We start from the raw sequence: 21,463 nt of genomic DNA, 5'->3' as shown, positions 1-21,463 counted from the left end.
TATCCCTTTTTTTATTCTTGTAAGACAGGCTTATAACCAAACGCCAATTGCACTCCCAGCAAGATATTGCTTAAATGTCATAAAATGAATCAAGGTTCACTTTATGGCATACCAAGCGACCGAACACACCGACCAGCTCAGACAGGCCAACCTAGAAAATCTTTTACACAAGGGCCATCAACTGGTGGCAAAGTCTGGTTTTCAAAACTTATCCATCAGCAAGGTCACAGCCGCAGCAGGTATGGCCAGCGGTAACCTGTATCGCTATTTCGACAATAAAGACGCCCTCGCCGTCGCCATTTTCGAGCGTGCAACAGAGCGCGAGATAGCCGCCGTTTTTGACTCGGTAAATCACACCGCTGCCGCGTCGGTAAAAATAGAAATGCTGTTAAGTGCATTCTGCGAACGAGCACTGGCCAACCCAAAGCTTGCCTACGCCCTTATTGCCGAACCCGTATCCCCAGCCGTGGAAAGCGCACGGTTACGCTACCGCGGCATCTGGGCTGAGCGCTTTGCGCAAGTGATTGAGACGGGTATCAACAACAAGGAATTTACGCAACAGCCCGCTATGCTCGCCGCCGTCGCCATTGTTGGCGCCATGGCAGAGGCCGTACTGCACCAAGCCAATCATAAAATCATCAACCGACTCGCCACTCAGCCCTTAGTGGCCTTTTGCCTACGGGGTTTAGGTCAAGGAGAAGCCCATGGAAAATAACACCACGCACGCGTTCTTGGCAGACACCCACGTTGTTGAAAATCAATCCGGAGCGCTAGAAAACTACAACAGCTTTCAACACGATCGCGCACTGATTCAAGCGACTCAGCATTTTAATGATTCACACAAACAATCCCTCAATGCTTTTGGCCAGCTGTGTGGCAGCGCTGAATACCTTTATCTAGGCCATCTCGCCAATCAAAACAAACCCCAATTTAAAACCCACGACCGCTTTGGCAAACGCATCGACGCCGTTGAGTTTCACCCCAGCTACCACCAATTAATGCAATCGGCTATCGAGCAGCAACTGCATAGCTCACCCTGGATGACACAAGCGGCCAATGCCCATCAATTTCGCGCGGCAAAATATTACTTACAAGCACAAGTTGAAGCGGGCCATGGCTGCCCTATCACCATGACCTTTGCCAGTCACCCAACCCTAAGTAAGCAGCCTGCGGTTGCGCAGGCTTGGCAGCCACTCATTCAATCCTCTCGTTACGATGCCAGCAATAAACCCTGGCAAGAAAAAAGTGGCCTCACCCTTGGTATGGCCATGACCGAGAAGCAAGGCGGCTCGGATGTTAGAGCCAATAGCACCAAGGCTTATCCGGTCGGCCAGCCAGGTGCGGGAGAGCTTTATGAATTAGTCGGTCACAAATATTTTGTGTCTGCCCCTATGAGCGATGGCTTCCTAGTGCTGGCCTACGCCACGGGTGGGCTGTCGTGCTTTTTAGTGCCCCGCTGGCGCCCAGACGGCAGTAAAAACCCGCTGCAAATTCAACAGCTAAAAAATAAAATGGGCAATGTTTCCAACGCCTCGTCGGAGGCAGAACTGCGCGGCGCACTCGGCTGGCTTATTGGCGATGAAGGCCGTGGCGTGGCGAATATTTTAGAAATGGTTTCGTTAACGCGCTTTGACTGTATGATCGGCTCTAGCGCCGGCCAGCGCGCCGCCGTAGCGCAAGCTATTCACCACGCCGAGCGCCGGCAAGTATTTGGCGCGCACTTAGTGAACCAACCATTGATGAGTCAAGTACTCGCAGATTTAGCATTGGAAAGTGACGCATCTCTGGCGTTAACATTGCGTATGGCAAAAGCCTTAGATAACCCCAGCAACGAACTCGAACAACAATTATTGCGCATTGGCACAGCGGTGGGAAAATACTGGATTTGCAAACGCACTCCCGGTCACGCCTATGAAGCGATGGAATGCATGGGCGGCATGGGCGTGATGGAGGACGGCCCACTCGCGCGTTTATATCGAGAAGCGCCCATCAATGCAATCTGGGAAGGCAGTGGCAATGTTCAATGCTTAGATCTCATGCGTATTATCACTAAAAGCCCGCAGTGCCTTGACGCTGTTTGGTCTGAAGTAGCCAATGCTGCCAGCGATCAACCACTGTTACGACATTACCTAAACCAAACTCGTCAACAGTTCAGCCAAGCTGGCGTAGACATCTTGAATCACGGGCGCTATTTCATGGAGCGCTTAGCATTATGTTTGCAAGCATCGAGCTTAATTCATCAGCAATCACCGGTTGCGGATGCCTTTTGCAGCAGTCGATTACAACAAAATAGTCAGGCCCTTTATGGCGCTTTTGCTCAGTCTATCGATTGCGCTGCCGTGGTTCGTCACGCCAGCCCGCACCCCTAACTGCATCGACAAAAAAGCCCCGGATGCAACAGCAACCCGGGGCTTCTAAATCATACACATTAACGCTAAAAATATAGGCGCAGTCTTAATGGCCGTTAGCAGTTATTAAATAACTTCAAACAAACCTGCCGCACCCATACCTCCGCCAACACACATAGTCACTACCACATAGTTAACACCGCGACGCTTACCTTCAATAAGTGCATGCATCACCATCCGCGCGCCACTCATTCCGTAGGGGTGGCCAATGGAAATAGCACCGCCGTTGACGTTCAGCTGCTCATCGGGAATACCCAGCTGGTCGCGACAATAGATAACCTGAACCGCAAAGGCCTCGTTTAATTCCCATAAGCCTATGTCGTTAATGGTTAAGCCATGGCGCTTGAGCAATTTGGGGATGGCAAACACGGGGCCAATACCCATTTCATCCGGTTCGCAACCCGCAACAACCATGCCGCGATAGATGCCTAACGGTGCAAGGCCGCGCTGCTCGGCGAGCTTGCGCTCCATCAGAATAACGGCCGCTGCACCATCGGATAACTGCGAAGCGTTACCAGCCGTGATTGAACCGCCATCGCGCACCGCTTTTAAACCATTCAAACTGTCCAAGCTGGTCGAGGGACGATTACCCTCATCCTGCGTCAGTGTCACCTGTTCTTCCGTCGCTGCGCCGGTGGTTTTATCGAATACCAATTTAGTCGCGGTCACCGGCACAATTTCATCGGCAAACTTTCCAGCCGCTTGCGCTCTCGCCGTGCGCAATTGCGACTCCAATGCGTACTGGTCTTGCGCGTCCCGGGAAATCTTGTAACGTTTCGCCACAATTTCAGCGGTATCTAACATAGGCATATGAATATGTGGCGCATGCGCGATGGCCATTGGATCTACCATGCGGTGAATATTCATGTGCTCGTTTTGCACCAAGCTGATGGATTCGCAACCACCCGCGAGCACCACTGGCGCACCATCGACAACAATTTGCTTGGCCGCTGTGGCGATGGACATTAAACCCGAGGCGCACTGACGATCCAAGCTCATGCCCGACACAGTCACCGGTAAACCGGCCGCCAAGGCCACTTGGCGGCCCACATTAAAACCTTGCGACCCCTGCTGCAACGCGGCGCCCCAGACACAATCATCGATTTCAGCAGGCTCGATCCCCGCGCGCTCAACCGCGGCTTTGATCGCCCAAGACGACAAGCTCGGCGCCTCTAAATTATTAAATGCGCCGCGGTAAGCGCGACCAATCGGCGTGCGTGCAACTGAAACAATAACGGCTTCTTTCATGGTGCGTTTCCTTTCATTATTTATTGGCTTGCACGTAAGTCATCGCTTTGGTCAAAAACTTTTCTGATTGCTTCATGCCACTGGCTAATTCAGCCTGATTGCCGATATCGCAAATACCGTCCCACTGCTCCAGTACTGTCTCTGGGCTCTGCTGATCTTGCGGAATAAATACTCCGTCCGTTTCAAATAGACGGGTCGACGCATAACCACCGGCGCCAGCACATAAGATCATGCGATTCGGCGCATCGTCATGGCACAGCGTTAGCGCGCCAGCGGTAACGGCTTCAGGCTGCAACATGGCACAAATTTCTGGCGGCATAATATCTTCGGTCATTCGCGTGGCCGCTGTCGGCGCTAAACAATTGACCCGGATATCATTCTTCTGCCCCTCCAACACCAAGGTGTTCATGAAACCAATGACCGCCATTTTTGCTGCACCATAGTTAGTTTGGCCAAAATTTCCGTACATGCCAGAGGACGATGTAGTCATCACAATGCGACCATAGTTTTGCTCGCGCATAATGTCCCACACGGCTTTGGTGCAATTAACCGAGCCCATTACATGCACGTCCATCACTAACCGAAAATCCGCCAAATCCATTTTTGCGAAGCTCTTATCGCGCAGGATACCGGCGTTGTTGATTAGAATATCAACGCGCCCCCACTTTTCCATGGTTTGTGCAACCATGTCTTGGACTTCATCAAAATTCGCCACGTTGGCGCCGTGCGCTATAGCCTCACCACCCGCTGCAATTATGTCGGCAACCACAGCTTTCGCGGCTTCAGAGGAGCCACCGCTACCATCGCGAGCACCACCCAAATCATTAATCACCACTTTGGCGCCGCGCTTGGCAAGTTCCAGTGCGTGCGAGCGCCCTAAACCATTTCCCGCACCCGTAACAATGGCAACACGGCCGTTAAAATCAATACTCATGGCTAACTCCTGTGCCGGGCGATTCCCGCCCTATTAATATTTTTACATCAAGCAACGATTTGCATACCGAGCCAAATAGCACTCAGTGCAGGCTTTTCCTCGCCTTCAATTTCAATGCTCACATTCGTACGCGATAAAAATTGACCAGGACTCTTCTCAATAATATCGAGTATTGTCGCATGGGCGCGAATGCGGCTACCCACTTTCACTGGGTTGATAAAGCGCACTTTATCAAAACCATAATTAATGCCCATCACCGTGCCATCAATCACTAAAGAAAACTGTTCGGCAAAATGTGAGAGCATCGATAAGGATAAAAATCCGTGCGCAATTGTAGCGCCAAAAGGCGTCTTTGCGGCGGCATCTGGGTTTACATGAATGAACTGGTGATCCAAGGTGCAGTCGGCAAAAGCATTGATCTGTGCTTGAGTGACTTGATGCCAAGCGCTGGGCTCAGCCTGATAGCCCGCGTATTGTTCAATATCCGTTCGATTAATGGTTTTCACAGTGCATCACTCCTTACAATTATTATCATTCATTAGGGTTAAAACCAGCGCTCTTCCATATCGAAGGCACTACTCTCCAAGTTGCAAAGCAATGCCGACCAAGCGTGAATTTCTGGCAACTCGACGTTAAAAAAGTAGCGTAGTGCTTGCAGCTTGCCCAAATAGAAATTGCGATCGTCCTCGTGGCGCGCAGCATCCAAACCTGTTTGCGCCGCGATGCCCTGCTTGAGCCACATCCAAGCAATGACGATATTGCCAAATAGTTCGAGATATTTAACCGAATTCGCCAAGGCCAGATCGATCGGCTTTTCCATCATCGCCGCTAATAAACTCTGGGTCGTCGTTTGTAAGACCGCGAGGCAGGCAGTGAGTTGCTCGGCGAAAGCCTGCAAATTCTTGTGTGCTTTTGCTAACGCTATGGTCGCTTCAATAGCCGCCACACAGGCGCGATAACCGGCCATATTATTCATCGGCACTTTACGCGCTAACAAATCTAAAGACTGCACGCCATAAGTCCCTTCATGAATAGCATTCAGGCGATTGTCGCGGTAAAACATTTCAACTGGGTGCTCGTTAATATAGCCGTGGCCACCCAGCACTTGAATTGCCAAGCTGTTTGCTCTTGGGCCATATTCTGATGGCCAAGATTTAATCATGGGTGTTAAAAAGTCTAACAACAAATGTGCCTGCTCGCGCTCGGCCTGGGTTTCTGCAGTGCGCTCGTCATCGGATAACTGGGCGCCAAAAAGACAAAGTGAGTAGGCACCTTCGGCATAAGCTTTCTGCGCCAACAACATGCGCCGCACGTCGGGGTGTTTGATGATATTAACCGGTGCAGAGGCTGGGTCTTTCGACGAAGGCAAGCGCCCTTGCGGCCGTTCTTTGGCGTAATCCAATGAATATTGATACCCCGTTAACGCCGTTACCGCAGCGCTGGTGCCGACCATAATACGGGCTTCATTCATCATGTGAAACATATAGCGAAGCCCTTGATTCTCCTCGCCCACCAAATAACCTACAGCGCCGTCTCGCTCACCAAAACTTAGGGCGCAAGAAGTTTGCCCTCGGCCACCCATCTTATGGAAAAGACCCGCTAAATGAACATCATTGCGCTCGCCCAGGCTGCCGTCTTCGTTCACCAACAGCTTCGGCACAATAAAAAGTGAAATACCTTTAATGCCTTTTGCCGCACCTTTGACCCGCGCCAACACTAAATGCACGATATTGTCTGTCAGCTCGTGATCGCCACCGGAAATAAATATTTTACTGCCGGTTATCCGATAACTGCCGTCGTCGCACCGCACCGCGCTGGTACTCAAATCCGCCATGCTGGAGCCGGCCGATGGCTCTGTCATCGCCATGGTGCCAGCGAAACGCCCCTCTCGCATGGGCACAACCCATTTGGCAATTTGCTCGGCGCTGCCGTGGGATTCAATCAAATTGCAATTAGCATTGGTTAAACTGGTATAGCCAAGCGTGGTGCTACCAGCAGCCGATAGATAGGCTGTCGCGGCGCTGGCAACAATTGGCGGCAACTGCATGCCACCCATTTCATAATCGGCACAAGGGCAGGCCAAACCCGAGGCATTTACTGCGTCGATAGCCGGTTTAATTTCAGGAATCATGCTAACGCGCTGACCATCAAAGGTTGGCTGATGGGTATCGACTTTTTGGCGAATCGGCAGGAAGTGCTTTTCTGCCACTTTGCGGCCTAACTCCACCGCAGCGAGGAAAGACTCCTTGTTATGGTCTTGATAGCGCTCGCGGCGTGTTAGTTTCTCAACGTCGAACACTTCGAATAACCAAAAGGCGATATCGCGTTCATTCAAGATAGGTGCAACCATAACTCTCTGCCTTATCGATTTGCGTTAATATAACCAGATTATTGACGTGTTTAGACCGGCAAGCCATGACATTGAGTGTCCGGTAGACCCCAGCTCTAAACCGCGCGGAGACAAGTAAGGTCAGCCATGAGCAAATCCACTCACTCAAAAGCCTTTGGTCGATTTCTACGCTTCTGGCGCGGCGTTCACACGCTGAGTCAAGAAGAGTTGGCGGAACGCCTCGGCAGCTCGCCTCGGCATATTAGCCGGCTCGAAAATCACGCCAGTGCCCCCAGTGAAGCGCTGGTGGAGGAAATTGCTAAGACCCTCAACCTCGGCGAGCGCGACCGCAATCACCTGCGCATCGCCGCCGGCTTTTATGTGCAAGAAACGGCGGTAGACTACAACGATACCCACCTACGCTGGCTGCGCAAGGCCATGGGCTTAACACTCAAGGCACTGAACCCATTTCCCACCGCGCTCACCGACAGCACGGGCAAAATTCTTATGGTCAACCAGGCCTGGGTCAATTTTTATCAACCCCGTATCGGTGCCAGCAATCTCGAAAAAGTAACTAACCTATACGACTTTCTATTCACCCAAATGGGCGACAGCACCCTATTAACTGGCTGGGAGGATACCCTTTCCATGATCCTCATGGCGCTCAAGCAAAACGCCATGCTGAGCAACTCAGACAGAGATTTAACCACCTTTGAGCGCTATTTAACCCATAAAAATGTCCCGGCCGATTGGGCCCAGCGAGCCGCAAAACTCGAGCCCATGGCCAGCTATCGCTTACAAATCAACTATGCGGGTAAATTACAGCGCTTTTACAACGTCAGCCAAACGGTCGGCGCCTTAGGCCCAGCCGCTTATCTGGCCGAACCGCGCTTGACGGTCAGCACCTTGTACCCGGAAGACGAATCGTTAGATTTAACCGATTTAGTAGACCCCAAGACGAAACACCCGTTATTACCCTAAACCAAAGGCATTAGGTCAAATAGCTATAACGGGCCATAGAGCGCATCGCTCGCGATCAATATGATCGCAATTAAGGCGCCATCTATCGCATGAACCATGACATTGAGGCTAAGTCTCGCTATGTTGAAATATACGAGAGTGTTAGGGAGCCGCGACAATGTACTACCGTCAGCTAGTTGTCAGCTTGTGCCTATGTTTAATCGCTGGTTGCCAAACAACACCGGACATCGCCGATACGTCGCCAGAACTGTTAAAGCGCGCGCTGGCAGGTAACGCCTTCAGCCAAAAGCCATTCAATGAAAATGTCGATTTCACCTTACCCGACGAAGACCCCTTTGCGCTAACCGATGAAATGAAGCTGTTTGCACAGCATTACGCGCCCAAAACCATGAGTGCCCACTTTCGCCTGAGGCAACTCGTTTGGGCCATTATGAACCCCAATACTCTTGGCTTGGATTACAACCCAAGCGCCACCTACACCGCGGCTGAGTCCTTTGCCAGAAGAGAAGCCAATTGTCTGTCCTTCACCATGTTATTTATAAGCATGGCCGAGGAAGTTGGCTTAAAAGCAGAGCTCAATGATGTCGCTATTCCGCCAACTTGGGACCTCCAAGATGGCAATCGATTAGTCTACTACCGACATGTCAATGCACTGGTCAAACTGCCGCATTATCAAGATATGGTGGTCGACATTAATATGGAAGACTACAACGAAAATTACGAGCAAAGCACACTTTCCAAAGCCGAAGCCGAAGCGCTGTATTACAATAACCGGGGCGTAGAGGCCATGAACAATCAAGCCTTTACTGAATCATTTCTCTATTTCAAGAAAGCCATACTGCTTAGCCCTACCACCCATTTTATCTGGAGTAATTTAGGCGTACTCTATAATCGAACGAATCAAAAAGACCTTGCAGAGGCGTCTTTTAAACACGCGCTATCCTTCGGAAAATTTGAACCCGTAGCCGCAAGCAATTTAGCGCGGATTTACGAGACCAGCGATCGCGAATCTGAAGCGGAAGTAATCCAGCAGGCGCTGAAAAACTTCCATAAGCGCAATCCTTATCTTCAATTCAAACGTGCCCTAGATAGCCAACAGCAGAGCGATAACGAAAAAGCCTTGGCTCACGTCAATAAAGCGATAAAGCTATTTGACAAAGATCATCGCTTTTTCTACTTACGGGCCCAAATTTACGCAAGCCTAGGCATGAAAGCGAAGGCAACGGAGGATTTACAAACTGCTGAAGATATTGCCTTAAAAGCCGACGAAAAAGAAATATATCAAACCAAGCTTGAGCGCCTAGCGGCCTTACATTGAAAAACCAAATGTATTGGCGTAACTACATAGCCCACCTTAAAAGCTATCCCCTATTGGTTTATCAATACCACGATTGAAATCGCTTACCAAACTGGAGCAAGGTTAACGCGGTTTCACCTGCACCGCGTTAAAAGGCGGCCTTGTCTCGACCCTCCGCGCCGTTTATGGGATGATGGTCGCGCCTGTTGAACGCCCGTCCAACAATAATAATTAATTAGGAAATATGCTATGCAAAAAATGGCCTACACCCTATCGGCTCTGGCAGCTACGCTGTTACTCGGCGCCTGCGAACCGAACACATCAACACCTTCAACACCCAGCAAAGCCGAAGCAACGGCTGCTGAGACCACGCAATCGGAATCGCAAAAATTAGAGCAATGGTTAAATGCGCGCTATGAAGAGCAGTTGCAATTCAGCCCCATGTCGCTCAGCTACCTAGGCCGAAAAGATCTCTACAACCAAATTGACGACGTCAGTGACGAGGCCCATGCGCGTCAGCTTGCTTGGCTTGAGGATAGCGTTGTCCAGCTCAAGAAGACTATTAATTACGCCGCACTCTCGGACGAAGCGAAAAGCTCCTTTGATCTGTGGATTTTTCAATACGAAGAAGAAAAAGCCGACAGCAAATTTCGCAACAATAGCTACATCTTTAATCAAATGCGCGGTCCACAAGCGTCCTTACCAACCTTCTTAATGAGTTTTCATAAAGTTGATAATCGCAGTGATATGGAAGCCTATGTCGCGCGTATTTCTGGCATTTCCAAAGCGCTCGGTCAATACCTTGAGCGGGCAAAAAAATCCGCATCGCTCGACGTGAGAGCGCCACGCTTCGCACTCGAAGGCAGTTTGACGCAAGCGCAGAATATGATTACCGGCCAGCCCTTTACCGAATCCGACAAAGACTCGCCGATTTGGGGTAATGCGAAAACCAAAATTGCCCAACTGCAAACCGATGGCTTAATCACTCAAGACGAAGCCAGCGAATTACAGGAAGCAACACGCAAAGGATTACTATCGGATTTACTACCCGCCTACACCGCACTGAACAACTGGTTAAGTGCAGAAATAGCGCTCGCGCCGGCAAGCACCGGTGCCAGCACGCTACCCAACGGCCAGGCCTATTATCAGCAGCGGTTAAAATCCATTACCACCACAGACATGACGCCCGAACAAATTCACCAACTGGGCCTAGCCGAAGTCGCACGTATAAAAGCGGGAATGGATGAGATTAGAAAGGAGGTGAAGTTTGAAGGTAGCTTGGCCGATTTTTTCGTTTTTATGCGCACCGACAAACAGTTTTACTACCCCAATACCGACGCCGGCCGCCAAGGCTATTTGGATGATTCAAAGGCTTTCCTAGACGCCATTAAACTCAAGCTACCCGAGTACTTTGGCATTCTGCCGAAAGCCGATTTGATCGTTAAACGCGTTGAACCCTTTCGCGAGCAGCCAGGCGGCGCGCAGCACTATTACACGGGTACAGCCGATGGTAGCCGCCCCGGCATCTACTATGCGCACTTGGCCGACATGAACGCCTACTCTCAGGCCGACATGGAAACCATTGCCTACCACGAGGGCAACCCCGGTCACCATATGCAGCGCTCTATTGCCGCAGAAATGACTGGCATCCCCAACTTCCGCACCCAAGTGGGCTTTACGGTTTACACCGAGGGCTGGGCCCTGTATGCGGAAAAATTGGCCAAAGAAATGGGCGCTTTTTCCGACCCTTACAAGCGTTTTGGTAATTTAACCGCCGAAATTTGGCGCGCAATTCGCTTAGTGGTAGATACCGGCATGCACGCCAAAGGTTGGACGGAAGAGCAAGCTGTAGAGTACTTCTTAGCTAACTCCTCGATACCAGAAACCGCCGTGCGCTCGGAAGTTCAACGCTACCTCGTGTGGCCAGGTCAAGCGACCGCTTACAAAATAGGCATGATTAAAATTCAACAACTACGAGCCAAAGCCGAAAAAGCATTAGGTGATAAGTTCGATATTCGCGGCTTTCACGACACCATCCTAGGTGGCGGTGCGCTACCTGTACCTATGCTGGAAGATCGCGTTGATCGCTGGATAGCAATACAACAAGGCTGAGCTGAAACAGCCATACCTTAACCATGGACACCTAAGGCTAAGCCCGACCGATAACTTGGTCGGGCTTTTTTATTCTACTTTTATTCTACTACGAATTTTTCAAAACCTAAGGTCACGCGCCTCTAGGTTTTCTTTAGCCTCGGCAAGTAGTTTTTCAATTGCGTTTGACTCACTAAAAGCCCTAATAAAATAAACGAAAAGGCAAATAGCTTACTCACCCCCACTGCCTCGCCGTAAAAAATCACACCACCTAACAGCGCCGCAACAGGCGTTAAAAAGGTGAGCGGCGCCACGGTAGATAACGGGTACTTCACCACCAACTTATTCCATACCCAGTAACCGAATAACGTCGTCGGATAGGCCTGAAATAAAACACTAAACCAAACGCTTTTCCAATGATCGCCGGCAAAGCCCATAAGAAAATTTTCGCCATGGCTTAACCACGCAATCACACACAAGGGGATGGGTGCAAACAATAAACCCCAAACACAAAAACTAAACACCTCCCGCGTGCCAGAGCGTTTAACCAGTATGCCGTTAACACTCCAACAAACAGCGGCCACCAAGGCAAAGGGCAAACCCACCAACGGCAAAGAACCATCCTCAATAAACAAACTGATGGCCAAACCAATTAACGCCAAGGCAACACCCAGGACTTTGTTTAGCGCGATATGTTCTTGCAGCCACAACCAACCCAACAATAAACTCGATACCACACTCAACTGCAACAGTAAACCAGCCATACCTGGCGATACGCCAAGCTTCATGGCCACCGTCATCATGCCCCACACGCCCAACCCAAAACTTAAACCGTAGCCCACCAAATAGCGCGTTAGCACCTTCGGCCTCGGCACAAAAAAAAGCGCGGGAGTCGCAGCAAAAAAGAATCGAGCCGCCGTAATCATAGTGGGGTGTGCGTGCTCCACGCCCAGTTGAATCACTGAAAAATTAAAGCCCCACAGCACCATTAGGGCGATGCCTATAAACAGATCTCTTGCGCTCATACGTTTTACTCCCAGCAGAATGGGGTAATTATTGCCATTCCTGAAAAAGTAAACAGATACACATTTAGATAAAAAATAATATACAGATGAAAACACGGCATGGCATCATGAGCGAAACATACACATGTGATGTCAGCCATGCACTATAAAAACATTGCTACCAATATCATCGACGACATTGAAGCGGGGTTGCTCGCACAAGGCGCAAAATTGCCGTCGCTGCGCGCCAGTGCCAACCGCCACGCCGTCAGCATCACCACGATGATTAATTGCTATCGCTATTTAGAAGAATTGGGCTGGCTGGAGGCCATGCCGCAACGCGGCTACTTTGTCAAAAAACCTATGACCGTGCATCCGACGCCGCATCAGCCTCAATTCAAAGGCCGCGCCATACAACCCAAGCTCAACGCGCGCTACGAGCCAGTAGAGGCGCAGCCAAAACGCTTAAACAGCAAGCCACATCCGATAAGCCCCTTTGGCACATCGCAATTGGCACCCAGCCTGTTACCGACAGAAAATTTACAGCGCAGCTTCAAACGCAGCTTGAATCGACTCGGCGACGGACTCAATTTTTACCCGTCGGTGCAAGGCGAGCCAGCACTTCGACAAGCCCTATCCCAGCACTTTTTGCAACAGGGCTTCGCCTTTCACGGCGATGATCTGGTCATCACCAATGGCTGTTTAGACGCGGTAAATTTCGCCATCGAGGTCACCACCAGTATTGGCGACACCATCGCCATTAGCTCGCCCTGCTACAGCGGCCTGCTCGATCAGCTGACCAATAAACAACGCAAAGTCATCGAGATTCCCTGCACAAACGAAGGCATTGATCTACAGCAACTAGAGCGCCTTTGCCAAGACAAAAAAATCCAAGCGGGGCTATTTAGCACCACACACATGAATCCACAGGGCATCAGCATGACGCCAAGTCAGAAACAAAAGCTGGTAGCGCTGGCAGAAAAATATCGGGTGCCGATGATTGAAGACGACGTCTTTTTAGAGCTAGGCACAGAAAAAAACTGCCCCCTACCGGCAAAGCATTGGGATAAAAACGGTTGGATTCTCTGGTGTGGCTCAGTCTCAAAAACCTTAGGCGCAGGCTTGCGGGTTGGCTGGTGTTTACCGGGCAAATACCTACACGATTACACTAGTAAACAGAAAACCACGCACATTGGTGTCAGCAAGCCGGTGCAGCTGGCGGTGTCGGATTTTATCCAAACCGGACAATACCTCGCGCACTTACAGCGACTACGCCTACGGCTTATGCAGCAATTGACAGCTTACCGAGACATCATCAGCCAGGAACTGGGCGACACTGTCGCCATCAGCCAACCCAAGGGCGGCACGGTAATTTGGCTTGAGGCTGAGGCATTGAAACAGCCCGATCTCCTTAAGAAGCTGGAACAAAAGTTCGACATCAGGCCTGGGCGTGCCTTCTCTACCCTCTCCCACTACGATACCTACATCCGCATCAACGCCGGCTGGCCATTGGATGAATGCCTTCCCGATCAACGCAGCGTCAAACAGCAGCTCATAGCACTCTGTCACGCCATAAAAAAAGCCCGCTAACAAACAAGCCCCACCGCTAATTGCCCAGCCAGCAACATCTCACATTTTCTGCGCCCACCTTGGCTGGCACGCCTGTACATGCCTTTTTTGTTCAATTTTGGTGCAAGCAAGGGTAATCTCCCATAAATGACAACGTTGTCCCTGCCGCCACCGCACTAAAGGGGTCATACCGGCGTTAATCACACAACTCCAAGGAGAAGATAATGATAACAACAGCATCCATTTTCCGGCCCCGATCTGGCCTCCAACGCCTACCCAGCCAACTAAAAATAGTACCCCTAAGCCTCGTCTTTGCGGCACTCATCACCCCGCTCAGCCACGGCCATGGCTATGTGCAACAGCCACAAGCGCGACAACAATTTTGCGTAGAGGATGGCGGTTACTGGTGGCCAGATGACGGCTCCAACATGCCCAATAGTGCCTGCCGTGCCGCCTTTTTAGATTCCGGTACCGTGCCATTCACCCAGCACCACGAGTTCTCGGCCAATGTGGCTAACTACAACAACATCGAAGCCGTTAAAGCCGTGGTGACCGATGGCAATCTCTGCGCCGCCGGCGACCCAGCCAAACGCGGTATGGATTTACCGCACCCAGACTGGCAAAAAACGCAGGTTGTCACCAACGCCCAAGGTAAAATGGACTTCATCTTTTATGCTTCAACGCCCCACAACCCTTCCTTCTGGGAGTTTTACCTCAGTAAGCCGGGCTTTGATTCAGCCACCCAAGTACTGAACTGGCATCACCTCGATTTAATCGACAGCGCCGCCAACGTGGCTACAGAAGTGGTAAACGGTCAGCGAGTTTACCGCATGCCCGTGCAGCTACCGGCCAACCGCCAAGGCAACGCCATTCTCTACACCCGCTGGCAACGCGACGACCAAGCCGGCGAAGGCTTTTACAATTGCAGCGACATCAGCTTCGGTGGTGTGAGTGAGCCGCAATGGTTCGAGAAAGGTTATTACCTGCCCCAAGGTACAGAGGCAGTCGCGGGCGACAAGGTGTGGTTTCGAGTTTTCGATGGCAATGGCCAAGAGCTTGTTTTCGAGATTTTACCCATCACCGGTAGCAACCAAAACGCCAACAGCTGGGCGCAAGAATTGGTCGATAAGCTGACGGCAAATCACGGCCAAAAGGTTCAAGTGGGGGTTAAAAATAACCAAGGCGATATCAACTACAACACCGCCGACCTGCGCGCCAACCAAGTCTGGCTGGCCAACAACCAACACACCTTTGCACTCGATGTAAAAAAAGCACAAACCAATCAAGCACCAAGCGTGTCATTGACCGGCAGCATCATCGCTCAGGCCAACCAAAGCGTTAATATTACCGCCCTCGCCGAGGACCCAGAGGGCGATACCCTAACGTATCACTGGCAAGTGCCTGCAGAGCTCGCGGCTAGCGGCACCCATTCAGCCACCCTAAGCGTCAACACCGGCAACCCCAGCGCCACCAAGCAACACAACATTTCGGTGCAGGTATCCGATGGGGTTAACAACGTCAGCGCGCAGACTATATTGACCGTTAACGTCAGTTCGCAAAATTGCCAAACCACAGACCCCAACGCCCGCAACTTTCCCGCTTGGCAAGTGGGCACTAACTACACCCAAGGCCAACAGGTCAGCCACCAACAATTAGTCTGGCAAGCCAAGTGGTGGAACAACAGCCAACCCAGTTTAAACAACGACGCCTGGCTTCTGGTCAGCAATATTGCCCTGCAATGGCAGGCCGGCAAGAGCTACAGCAGTGGCGACAAAGTCGATCACAACCAACGCCAATGGCAAGCTAACTGGTGGACCCAAGCCGAGCCAGGCAGCGATGACAGCTGGGCCGATATAGGCGCGGCAACCTGCCCGTAAATTAGCTTGGACCTATTGGTTTGAGATCAGTAAAAAAGATAAAGCCGCAGCGCGTTTATGTTGCGGCTTTTTTTAAGGCACTGACGACTACGCATTAGGCGCTATAGACGAAATACAATTCTAACTGAATGCAAAGATTAAAATAGGCTTGCATTACTCGCCGTCGCACACCGAAAACGAAGGTGGAGTTGAGGGTAGCGCCGAGATAGACATTCTAGAAAACGCCGTAAAAACAGCACCTGCACCAAATAACGAGACGTCTCTAAGTCGGCGGGCTCAAGGCGTTAGGAAAAGCAAGCAGAGCGCACAAGCAAACAAAAATGAAAGCCGGAACTCCCTATTACGATGCCTACGCGTGTCTTTGGCGTCTGCAATAAAAATGGCGCTTGGTCATTTTACGGCCAAAACATTCACCGCGATCACGAGACAATTGGGCTTCAAATACTTTAGCCATCGCCACTGAAAGTAGCCCGTTTAAGCACGCCAACCTTAACCCTCCACGGCGCGTTAAGGTTGGCGTTCGCAAAAAACTAACGAACTTTCAGGCACCCATAAAACGCGGGCACCACACCCGTAAGCATGGCCCCAAACAACACGTAAAAGGGCGTAACCAGATAGTGCAGACTAACCGTCGTCAAGCCAATATCTACACCATAATTCACCATTACCCAGTCGTGTGCGGCAGTGATAACCGCAAGAACCGATAAACTTCCAAGCAAAATGCCCAAGAGCGAAACGCATAAGGATTCAATTTCAATCAGGATGAAAATTGTACCTGAACTCGCACCCAAACTGCGCATAACCGCCAGCTCATAGCGGCGCTCGCGCATGCTGGCAAGGAGCATGGCAGCCAAGCCAAGAAGTGACGCACATAACATCAATCGAGCCATCAAATGCAAGGTGTTTTCTAATCCACGGCTCATTTGCCAAAGTTGGGATAACGCGACGCCCGGCAAAATGGCGGTTAGCGGTTCACTGGTAGCCGCGTTGATTTCGCGCTGAACCTTAAAGGTCGCCAATTTAGAGGTTAATCCAATCATAACCGCGGAAATGCTCGCAGGTTCTAGTGGCGACTGTTCACTGTTGTGGTGAGTGGTTGGCTGATGAATAGCGTCTAGTCCGGCCAAACTCACGTAGATTGCATTATCCACGGGCGTACCCGTCGCGGCCAAAATGCCAACCACGCGGAAAGGATAGGCGTCGTGTTTATGAAAGCTGATGGCCGCCAACCCGTGCGTTAAAACAAGCTTATCGTTCAATTTGTAATTCAATTCTTGCGCTACTTGCGCGCCCAAAACCACGTCATATAAATCGGAAAATGTATGACCTTGAGTAAAAATCAGAGGACGAGACTGAGCATATTGAAACTGCTTAAAAAACTGACTCTCAGTGCCCACCACACGGAAGCTTCGATGGGAGTCTCCTAAACTGATGGGTATAGTCCAGGCCACGCTTTGGTGATCCTTTAGCTGCTGATAGCTGCGCCAAGACATGTTTTGTGACGGACTGCCAATACGAAATACTGTGGTCAATAGCAGATTGATATCACTCGTTCGCGGTCCAACAATTAAGTCCACACCCGAGATAGTACTGTTAAAGCTCTGCGTAGCGGCATGGCGCACGTGCTCGATACCAAGCAAGGTAAAGACGCTCACGGCTATCGCAGCCACCGTCAGTCCCATTGAGCCACGCCGATAGAGTAAGCTTTGCCGAGCAATATTTAGCAACATACTAATCGGCATTTTTGATTTCTCCCTCCACAAAATCGAGTGCTAAATCTTGAAGGCAAACGGATTTATCAAAATAAGAAGTAAGACGAGTATCGTGGCTGACAAAAATAGTCGTCGTGTGCTGATGTCTATCAAGGTGTCGGATTAAAACCTGCATGAACAGGTTTCGATGGGTCTCATCTAAGGCAGACGTCGGCTCGTCGAAAAGTAAAATTTGAGGTGCATTAATCAAAGCACGGGCAATAGCGACGCGCTGCTGTTGACCAATACTCAGAGCTTCGGCGCGCTGGCACCATAGATTAGGCGCTAACCACGTATCGTTTAGCAGTGAGCGCGCCAACGCTGTTGACTCGACACGGGATTGACCGGCGAGCATTGCCGCCAATGCCACATTATCCAAGCTCGACAGATAAGGGATAAGATTAAATTGTTGGAATACCGTACCGATATTCAGGGCCCGAAAACGGTTGCGTTCGCTGGTCGACAATTGACTGAGTTCTTCCCCGGCCACGCTGAGATGGCCGGTGCCGATAAGCTGCCCATTCAACAGCTGTAGCAAGGTAGACTTCCCCATGCCCGAAGCGCCGTGCAAAAACACACGCTCACCGGCCCCCACCCGCCATTGAGGTATGTTGATCACGGGTTGCTGGGCTCGGGAATAGCTAAACCGCAAGGCCTCGGCAGAAATAGCGGGCTGGCCGCTTAAAGCGCTAGAGGGAGAAACGCCCTGAACATCTTGGATTTCAATCATTTTAATAGAGAATGGCACAGCCAAAATGATACGATATATCAATTACTAATGATAGTGAAGTAAGCTACTATGAAATCACCCTTAAACGTGGCAATAATTCTGATCCTGAGTCTGTTGCTTGGGTGTTCAAAAAAAGATATCGATCGCAAAGCTGAGGCTGAACTGCGCCAGCCAACAACGCAACCTTCAAACCAACCTCCATATCAACTCGTTACCCACCGCAGTCACGTAAACGGTGCTGTAGATAACACCCACTACACGTTGGTCGAGTGGGTAGATTTGATTCCAGATGATGATCTACATGCGTTGGAAAACCCGCCTGCCTACATCGACGACATAGAGGATGGCAGCCCAGATGATAGCTTGTCGAGTCAACTAAAAACCTCGAGCTCTCCCACCGAAGATCGCTACCAACAAGCCTTAACCTCGACAAAAATCCGGCCCGAATTTAATGGTCGTGATATTCGCATTCCCGGGTTTATCGTGCCGCTGGATTTTAATGAGCAGCAAGTCATTACCACGTTTTTTCTCGTACCTTTTTTTGGCGCCTGTCTACATTTGCCCCCGCCGCCGCCAAACCAAATTATTTATGCCGAATTTGAACCGGGTTTACGTTTAGAGGCACTCTACGATCCGTTTTGGATTCAAGGCAGACTCTCGACTACCTTAATCGAAAACGAGATGGCAACAGCGGCCTACTCCATCAATGTGGTCGCGATCGAAGCCTATGTCGACACTGGCATGGACGACGAAGATTTCGAGGACTAACGATATGAACGTGTTGTGGATAGTTTGTAGCGCCACCATTTTTATCATTGGCAGTCGAGCCCAAGCCTGCGAGTATCATGGTGGCTTCGGCGCGCCGGCTTGGCCGTACTACAGCCGAGAAATGATGAGTCCAAGAAGCAATGAATATTCGTCGGCCCTGCAAACTGTCATCGAATCAGCCATTGTCCTGACCGCCCCCAGCCTGTTAAATACCGAGCAAGGCAAAGAGACTAAGCTGAATATTAAGTACCGAGACACATCGAATGAACAGGCGTCGGGCATTCAACTATTGATAGATGCCGGCCCTAAAATACTCGCGATGGTCAATGACGTTAGTGTGTTCGACAAAGCCGGAGAGCACAGCTTTAACCTAGTGCCAACGAGTACTGGCACCTATCGAATCAAGGTTACTGCACAATATATCAATCAACCGGGTTCACCGGCGCGCCACCAAGTCATTTACCTAAAAGTTTCTAAATAATGACCTTCCGTTTAATGGGCCATGCCCCGGTAGGCGCGCTATTGATCCCCGTCGGGGATGCAATATCAAAACTATGTCGACTTTGATGAGCCAGCTGTCAGTTAATCGGTGAGACATTGTAACAATTGAAGCTGACTTAACGGTTCATCCTCGGAGGCAATGATCTCAATACGGCTTTCCAAACAATCATCCAACTCAAATTCAGTTAATGCATCGGGTGTAAGATTGTAACCAAACACGCCTTCCTGAGTAATAAATACCGCTTTCATGCGCTCGGCGCGGAGACCGCTTAACAGGGTAAAAAGTGCATCGCGGTTAAATACTTTTTCAGGTGAAAAGCGCCAACCAAGGCTACGAAAACCTTCACCTGAATTCTCAACCTGAAGGTAACCGCAGGCTGGAATAGGTGCCGTGTTAATATCAAGTCGTTCATGATGATGATCGGGCCGATGAGCCTGTGTTGGCAGCACTCTCGCCGATGCCGATGCCCCCTGCAAAATAACGGCATCTATTTTTCCATAGCTGGCAAAATAAATTCGTGGAGAGGCACCAGAGCGTCTCTGTATATAGTCTTTCAATAGCGCCTTATCGGCCTGTTGATAGAGTTCTTGCTTATTACCCACCACAACATCTGCAATATCAATTTGTTGGTTAAAAGTGTCGTGATTGGTGTAGCGTGAATCATGTAGTTTCCTGGCATCAATCAGTGTTACGCACTTTTGAATATCCAGTACACCGCGATAGTGATCAGCGCTTAACACCTCAAGCACCTCTTTGGGATGGCCAAGGCCTGTGGGCTCAATCAAAAGGCGGTGAGGTTTGGCACGACTCAGCAATTGATTTAACGCAATATGCATGGGCAAGCCCGCCGCACAACACATACAGCCACCCGGCACCTCGCGAATAAAGACGCCGCAGCCTTCTGCGTGCTGGCCCTGAATTAAGCTGCCATCTACACCAATTTCACCAAACTCATTAACCAGTACTGCCCAGCGCTCACTCTCAGGTTTCGATTTTAGTAAGTGTAATATAGCGGTGGTCTTCCCTACACCTAAAAAGCCCGTAATAATATTCGTAGGGACAGACAAGACGGGTTCTACATTAGTATCCATTTTCACCCTGTTGTAAAACGACCTGTTGATTGTTCGAATCCACCCACAGGTAAAAGCACGTTCGGCGGCCAGTGTGGCAGGCGGCGCCTGTTTGTTCGACTAAGCACAAGATAGCATCACCGTCGCAATCAAAACGCATACTGACTAACTGCTGAACATGGCCACTGGTCTCGCCTTTTATCCAGAAATCACGTCTACTACGAGACCAATAGGTCATATGACCTGATACCAAGGTTTTCTCAATTGCCGCCTGATTCATCCACGCTTGCATCAGCACCTGCCCACTCATATGGCATTGTGTTATGACAGGGATTAAGCCCTCCGCGTTAAAGTTTAAGCGCGCAATACATTCACCTAAGGACTGAGTAGCACCGTCGTTCTGCGCTTCTAATGTTTGGTAAAAACGATTGAGCACTCAGGCAGCGCTCGCTAAACAATTATCACACAGGCATTGCAGCTCTAGCTGTGAATTCATCAGCTTGTAGCCGGCATCGGCAACTTGCTTATCCAACTCTTCAACAATACGTTTCGCAATAGCAATTTCTTTCACACTTTGACACTTTCCGCAAATTAAAAACTGCGGTATTTCGTGTGCATGGCTACAGGCAATATGGGAGCAAGCGACATATTTATTGGTTGAACTGAGTTTATGAACCAACTGCTCCGATTCTAAAAAATCCAGGATACGGTAAACCGACATCACAGGCATCGAGGTGTCTACGCTTCTGTTATGAGTGTCAGCCACCTCGTAAGCCGACAAGGGCGTTTTAGAAACCAACAAAAGCTCCAGTATTCGTTGTCGCTTTTCTGTTAGTCGAGCGCCGGAGTGCGCGCAAATATCCTGCGCTTTATTCATGATGTTGGTTAATTGACTTTTCTTCAT

Annotated in this window: 19 protein-coding genes; 9 read left to right on the top strand and 10 right to left on the bottom strand. The window is 50.2% G+C overall.

Translation table 11 applies throughout. The features are described from left to right. Positions 1–103 precede the first annotated feature (103 nt). Both ACGHTT_RS07045 and ACGHTT_RS07040 read left to right on the top strand, forming a co-directional pair. The gene (locus tag ACGHTT_RS07045) at positions 104–715 is read left to right on the top strand and encodes a TetR/AcrR family transcriptional regulator (protein WP_390594382.1); all 612 of its coding nucleotides are present in this window, start codon (positions 104–106) and stop codon (positions 713–715) included. Further along, positions 705–2,369, top strand: a complete 1,665-nt coding sequence (locus tag ACGHTT_RS07040) for an acyl-CoA dehydrogenase family protein (protein WP_390594380.1) — start codon at positions 705–707, stop codon at positions 2,367–2,369. The genes ACGHTT_RS07045 and ACGHTT_RS07040 overlap by 11 nt, the downstream gene beginning before the upstream one ends. Before the next feature lie 105 nt (positions 2,370–2,474). On the opposite strand, the gene ACGHTT_RS07035 is transcribed toward ACGHTT_RS07040, so the two are convergent. The 4 genes from ACGHTT_RS07035 to ACGHTT_RS07020 are packed head-to-tail and all read right to left on the bottom strand — an operon-like array spanning position 2,475 to position 6,940. Further along, positions 2,475–3,656: an acetyl-CoA C-acyltransferase gene (locus ACGHTT_RS07035; RefSeq protein WP_390594379.1), complete on the bottom strand. Its 1,182-nt coding sequence runs from the start codon at positions 3,654–3,656 to the stop codon at positions 2,475–2,477. 16 nt (positions 3,657–3,672) lie between these two features. Next, complete coding sequence (locus tag ACGHTT_RS07030) at positions 3,673–4,590, bottom strand: SDR family NAD(P)-dependent oxidoreductase (protein WP_390594378.1); 918 nt, start codon at positions 4,588–4,590, stop codon at positions 3,673–3,675. Between the two features lie 47 nt (positions 4,591–4,637). Then, on the bottom strand, positions 4,638–5,096 hold the full coding sequence (locus tag ACGHTT_RS07025) for a MaoC family dehydratase (RefSeq protein WP_390594377.1): 459 nt from the start codon (positions 5,094–5,096) through the stop codon (positions 4,638–4,640). Between the two features lie 38 nt (positions 5,097–5,134). After that, positions 5,135–6,940: an acyl-CoA dehydrogenase gene (locus ACGHTT_RS07020; protein WP_390594375.1), complete on the bottom strand. Its 1,806-nt coding sequence runs from the start codon at positions 6,938–6,940 to the stop codon at positions 5,135–5,137. A 126-nt stretch (positions 6,941–7,066) separates the two neighbouring features. Here ACGHTT_RS07020 and ACGHTT_RS07015 point away from each other — a divergent pair, with 126 nt between their 5' ends. The 3 genes from ACGHTT_RS07015 to ACGHTT_RS07005 all read left to right on the top strand — a co-directional run bounded on the left by ACGHTT_RS07015 (position 7,067) and on the right by ACGHTT_RS07005 (position 11,309). Next, positions 7,067–7,900 (top strand): helix-turn-helix domain-containing protein, encoded by an 834-nt coding sequence (locus ACGHTT_RS07015; protein ID WP_390594374.1) that lies wholly within the window; start codon positions 7,067–7,069, stop codon positions 7,898–7,900. A gap of 157 nt (positions 7,901–8,057) precedes the next feature. Then, a complete protein-coding gene (locus tag ACGHTT_RS07010) occupies positions 8,058–9,218 on the top strand; it encodes a tetratricopeptide repeat protein (RefSeq protein WP_390594372.1) in 1,161 nt (386 codons plus the stop codon). A 228-nt stretch (positions 9,219–9,446) separates the two neighbouring features. Further along, a complete protein-coding gene (locus tag ACGHTT_RS07005) occupies positions 9,447–11,309 on the top strand; it encodes a DUF885 domain-containing protein (protein WP_390594371.1) in 1,863 nt (620 codons plus the stop codon). A 122-nt stretch (positions 11,310–11,431) separates the two neighbouring features. Here ACGHTT_RS07005 and ACGHTT_RS07000 read toward each other — a convergent pair whose 3' ends face one another. Continuing rightward, entirely contained in the window at positions 11,432–12,313 is an 882-nt protein-coding gene (locus ACGHTT_RS07000; RefSeq protein ID WP_390594368.1) for an EamA family transporter, read from the bottom strand. Between the two features lie 138 nt (positions 12,314–12,451). Here ACGHTT_RS07000 and ACGHTT_RS06995 point away from each other — a divergent pair, with 138 nt between their 5' ends. Both ACGHTT_RS06995 and ACGHTT_RS06990 read left to right on the top strand, forming a co-directional pair. Next, entirely contained in the window at positions 12,452–13,882 is a 1,431-nt protein-coding gene (locus tag ACGHTT_RS06995) for a PLP-dependent aminotransferase family protein (protein WP_390594367.1), read from the top strand. 203 nt (positions 13,883–14,085) lie between these two features. Next, positions 14,086–15,738, top strand: coding sequence for a lytic polysaccharide monooxygenase (locus ACGHTT_RS06990; protein ID WP_390594365.1), 1,653 nt, complete (start codon positions 14,086–14,088; stop codon positions 15,736–15,738). 530 nt (positions 15,739–16,268) lie between these two features. Here ACGHTT_RS06990 and ACGHTT_RS06985 read toward each other — a convergent pair. Next, on the bottom strand, positions 16,269–17,480 hold the full coding sequence (locus tag ACGHTT_RS06985) for an ABC transporter permease (RefSeq protein WP_390594363.1): 1,212 nt from the start codon (positions 17,478–17,480) through the stop codon (positions 16,269–16,271). Then, entirely contained in the window at positions 17,470–18,237 is a 768-nt protein-coding gene (locus ACGHTT_RS06980; RefSeq protein ID WP_390594361.1) for an ABC transporter ATP-binding protein, read from the bottom strand. Before ACGHTT_RS06980 ends, ACGHTT_RS06985 begins: the two co-directional genes overlap by 11 nt. Positions 18,238–18,288: 51 nt before the next feature. Here ACGHTT_RS06980 and ACGHTT_RS06975 point away from each other — a divergent pair, with 51 nt between their 5' ends. Both ACGHTT_RS06975 and ACGHTT_RS06970 read left to right on the top strand, forming a co-directional pair. Further along, positions 18,289–18,987 carry a DUF3299 domain-containing protein gene (locus ACGHTT_RS06975; protein ID WP_390594360.1) on the top strand — a complete coding sequence of 233 codons (699 nt, stop codon included), beginning with the start codon at positions 18,289–18,291 and terminating at the stop codon, positions 18,985–18,987. Between the two features lie 4 nt (positions 18,988–18,991). Further along, positions 18,992–19,468 (top strand): hypothetical protein, encoded by a 477-nt coding sequence (locus ACGHTT_RS06970; RefSeq protein ID WP_390594359.1) that lies wholly within the window; start codon positions 18,992–18,994, stop codon positions 19,466–19,468. A 101-nt stretch (positions 19,469–19,569) separates the two neighbouring features. Here ACGHTT_RS06970 and ACGHTT_RS06965 read toward each other — a convergent pair whose 3' ends face one another. Genes ACGHTT_RS06965 through ACGHTT_RS06955 form a run of 3 tightly spaced genes read right to left on the bottom strand, consistent with a single transcriptional unit; the run spans position 19,570 to position 21,463 of the window. After that, positions 19,570–20,580: a CobW family GTP-binding protein gene (locus ACGHTT_RS06965; RefSeq protein WP_390594358.1), complete on the bottom strand. Its 1,011-nt coding sequence runs from the start codon at positions 20,578–20,580 to the stop codon at positions 19,570–19,572. After that, positions 20,570–20,995: a phosphoribosyl-AMP cyclohydrolase gene (hisI, locus tag ACGHTT_RS06960; RefSeq protein WP_390594357.1), complete on the bottom strand. Its 426-nt coding sequence runs from the start codon at positions 20,993–20,995 to the stop codon at positions 20,570–20,572. Before hisI ends, ACGHTT_RS06965 begins: the two co-directional genes overlap by 11 nt. Then, complete coding sequence (locus ACGHTT_RS06955) at positions 20,996–21,463, bottom strand: Fur family transcriptional regulator (RefSeq protein ID WP_390594355.1); 468 nt, start codon at positions 21,461–21,463, stop codon at positions 20,996–20,998. It abuts the gene before it with no gap.

This window comes from Simiduia litorea, from assembly GCF_042853465.1.
GTDB lineage: Bacteria > Pseudomonadota > Gammaproteobacteria > Pseudomonadales > Cellvibrionaceae > Simiduia > Simiduia litorea.
The sequence above is the reverse complement of the archived record's forward strand: the minus strand, read 5'-3'. Positions and strand labels throughout refer to the sequence as shown.

Bases quoted from the DNA above. Each gene is read 5' to 3' on its own strand.
- ACGHTT_RS07045 (WP_390594382.1), top strand. From the start codon at position 104: ATGGCATACCAAGCGACCGAACACACCGACCAGCTCAGACAGGCCAAC.
- ACGHTT_RS07040 (WP_390594380.1), top strand. From the start codon at position 705: ATGGAAAATAACACCACGCACGCGTTCTTGGCAGACACCCACGTTGTT.
- ACGHTT_RS07035 (WP_390594379.1), bottom strand. From the start codon at position 3,656: ATGAAAGAAGCCGTTATTGTTTCAGTTGCACGCACGCCGATTGGTCGC.
- ACGHTT_RS07030 (WP_390594378.1), bottom strand. From the start codon at position 4,590: ATGAGTATTGATTTTAACGGCCGTGTTGCCATTGTTACGGGTGCGGGA.
- ACGHTT_RS07020 (WP_390594375.1), bottom strand. From the start codon at position 6,940: ATGGTTGCACCTATCTTGAATGAACGCGATATCGCCTTTTGGTTATTC.
- ACGHTT_RS07015 (WP_390594374.1), top strand. From the start codon at position 7,067: ATGAGCAAATCCACTCACTCAAAAGCCTTTGGTCGATTTCTACGCTTC.
- ACGHTT_RS07010 (WP_390594372.1), top strand. From the start codon at position 8,058: ATGTACTACCGTCAGCTAGTTGTCAGCTTGTGCCTATGTTTAATCGCT.
- ACGHTT_RS07005 (WP_390594371.1), top strand. From the start codon at position 9,447: ATGCAAAAAATGGCCTACACCCTATCGGCTCTGGCAGCTACGCTGTTA.
- ACGHTT_RS07000 (WP_390594368.1), bottom strand. From the start codon at position 12,313: ATGAGCGCAAGAGATCTGTTTATAGGCATCGCCCTAATGGTGCTGTGG.
- ACGHTT_RS06995 (WP_390594367.1), top strand. From the start codon at position 12,452: ATGCACTATAAAAACATTGCTACCAATATCATCGACGACATTGAAGCG.
- ACGHTT_RS06990 (WP_390594365.1), top strand. From the start codon at position 14,086: ATGATAACAACAGCATCCATTTTCCGGCCCCGATCTGGCCTCCAACGC.
- ACGHTT_RS06985 (WP_390594363.1), bottom strand. From the start codon at position 17,480: ATGCCGATTAGTATGTTGCTAAATATTGCTCGGCAAAGCTTACTCTAT.
- ACGHTT_RS06975 (WP_390594360.1), top strand. From the start codon at position 18,289: ATGAAATCACCCTTAAACGTGGCAATAATTCTGATCCTGAGTCTGTTG.
- ACGHTT_RS06970 (WP_390594359.1), top strand. From the start codon at position 18,992: ATGAACGTGTTGTGGATAGTTTGTAGCGCCACCATTTTTATCATTGGC.
- ACGHTT_RS06965 (WP_390594358.1), bottom strand. From the start codon at position 20,580: ATGGATACTAATGTAGAACCCGTCTTGTCTGTCCCTACGAATATTATT.
- ACGHTT_RS06955 (WP_390594355.1), bottom strand. From the start codon at position 21,463: ATGAAGAAAAGTCAATTAACCAACATCATGAATAAAGCGCAGGATATT.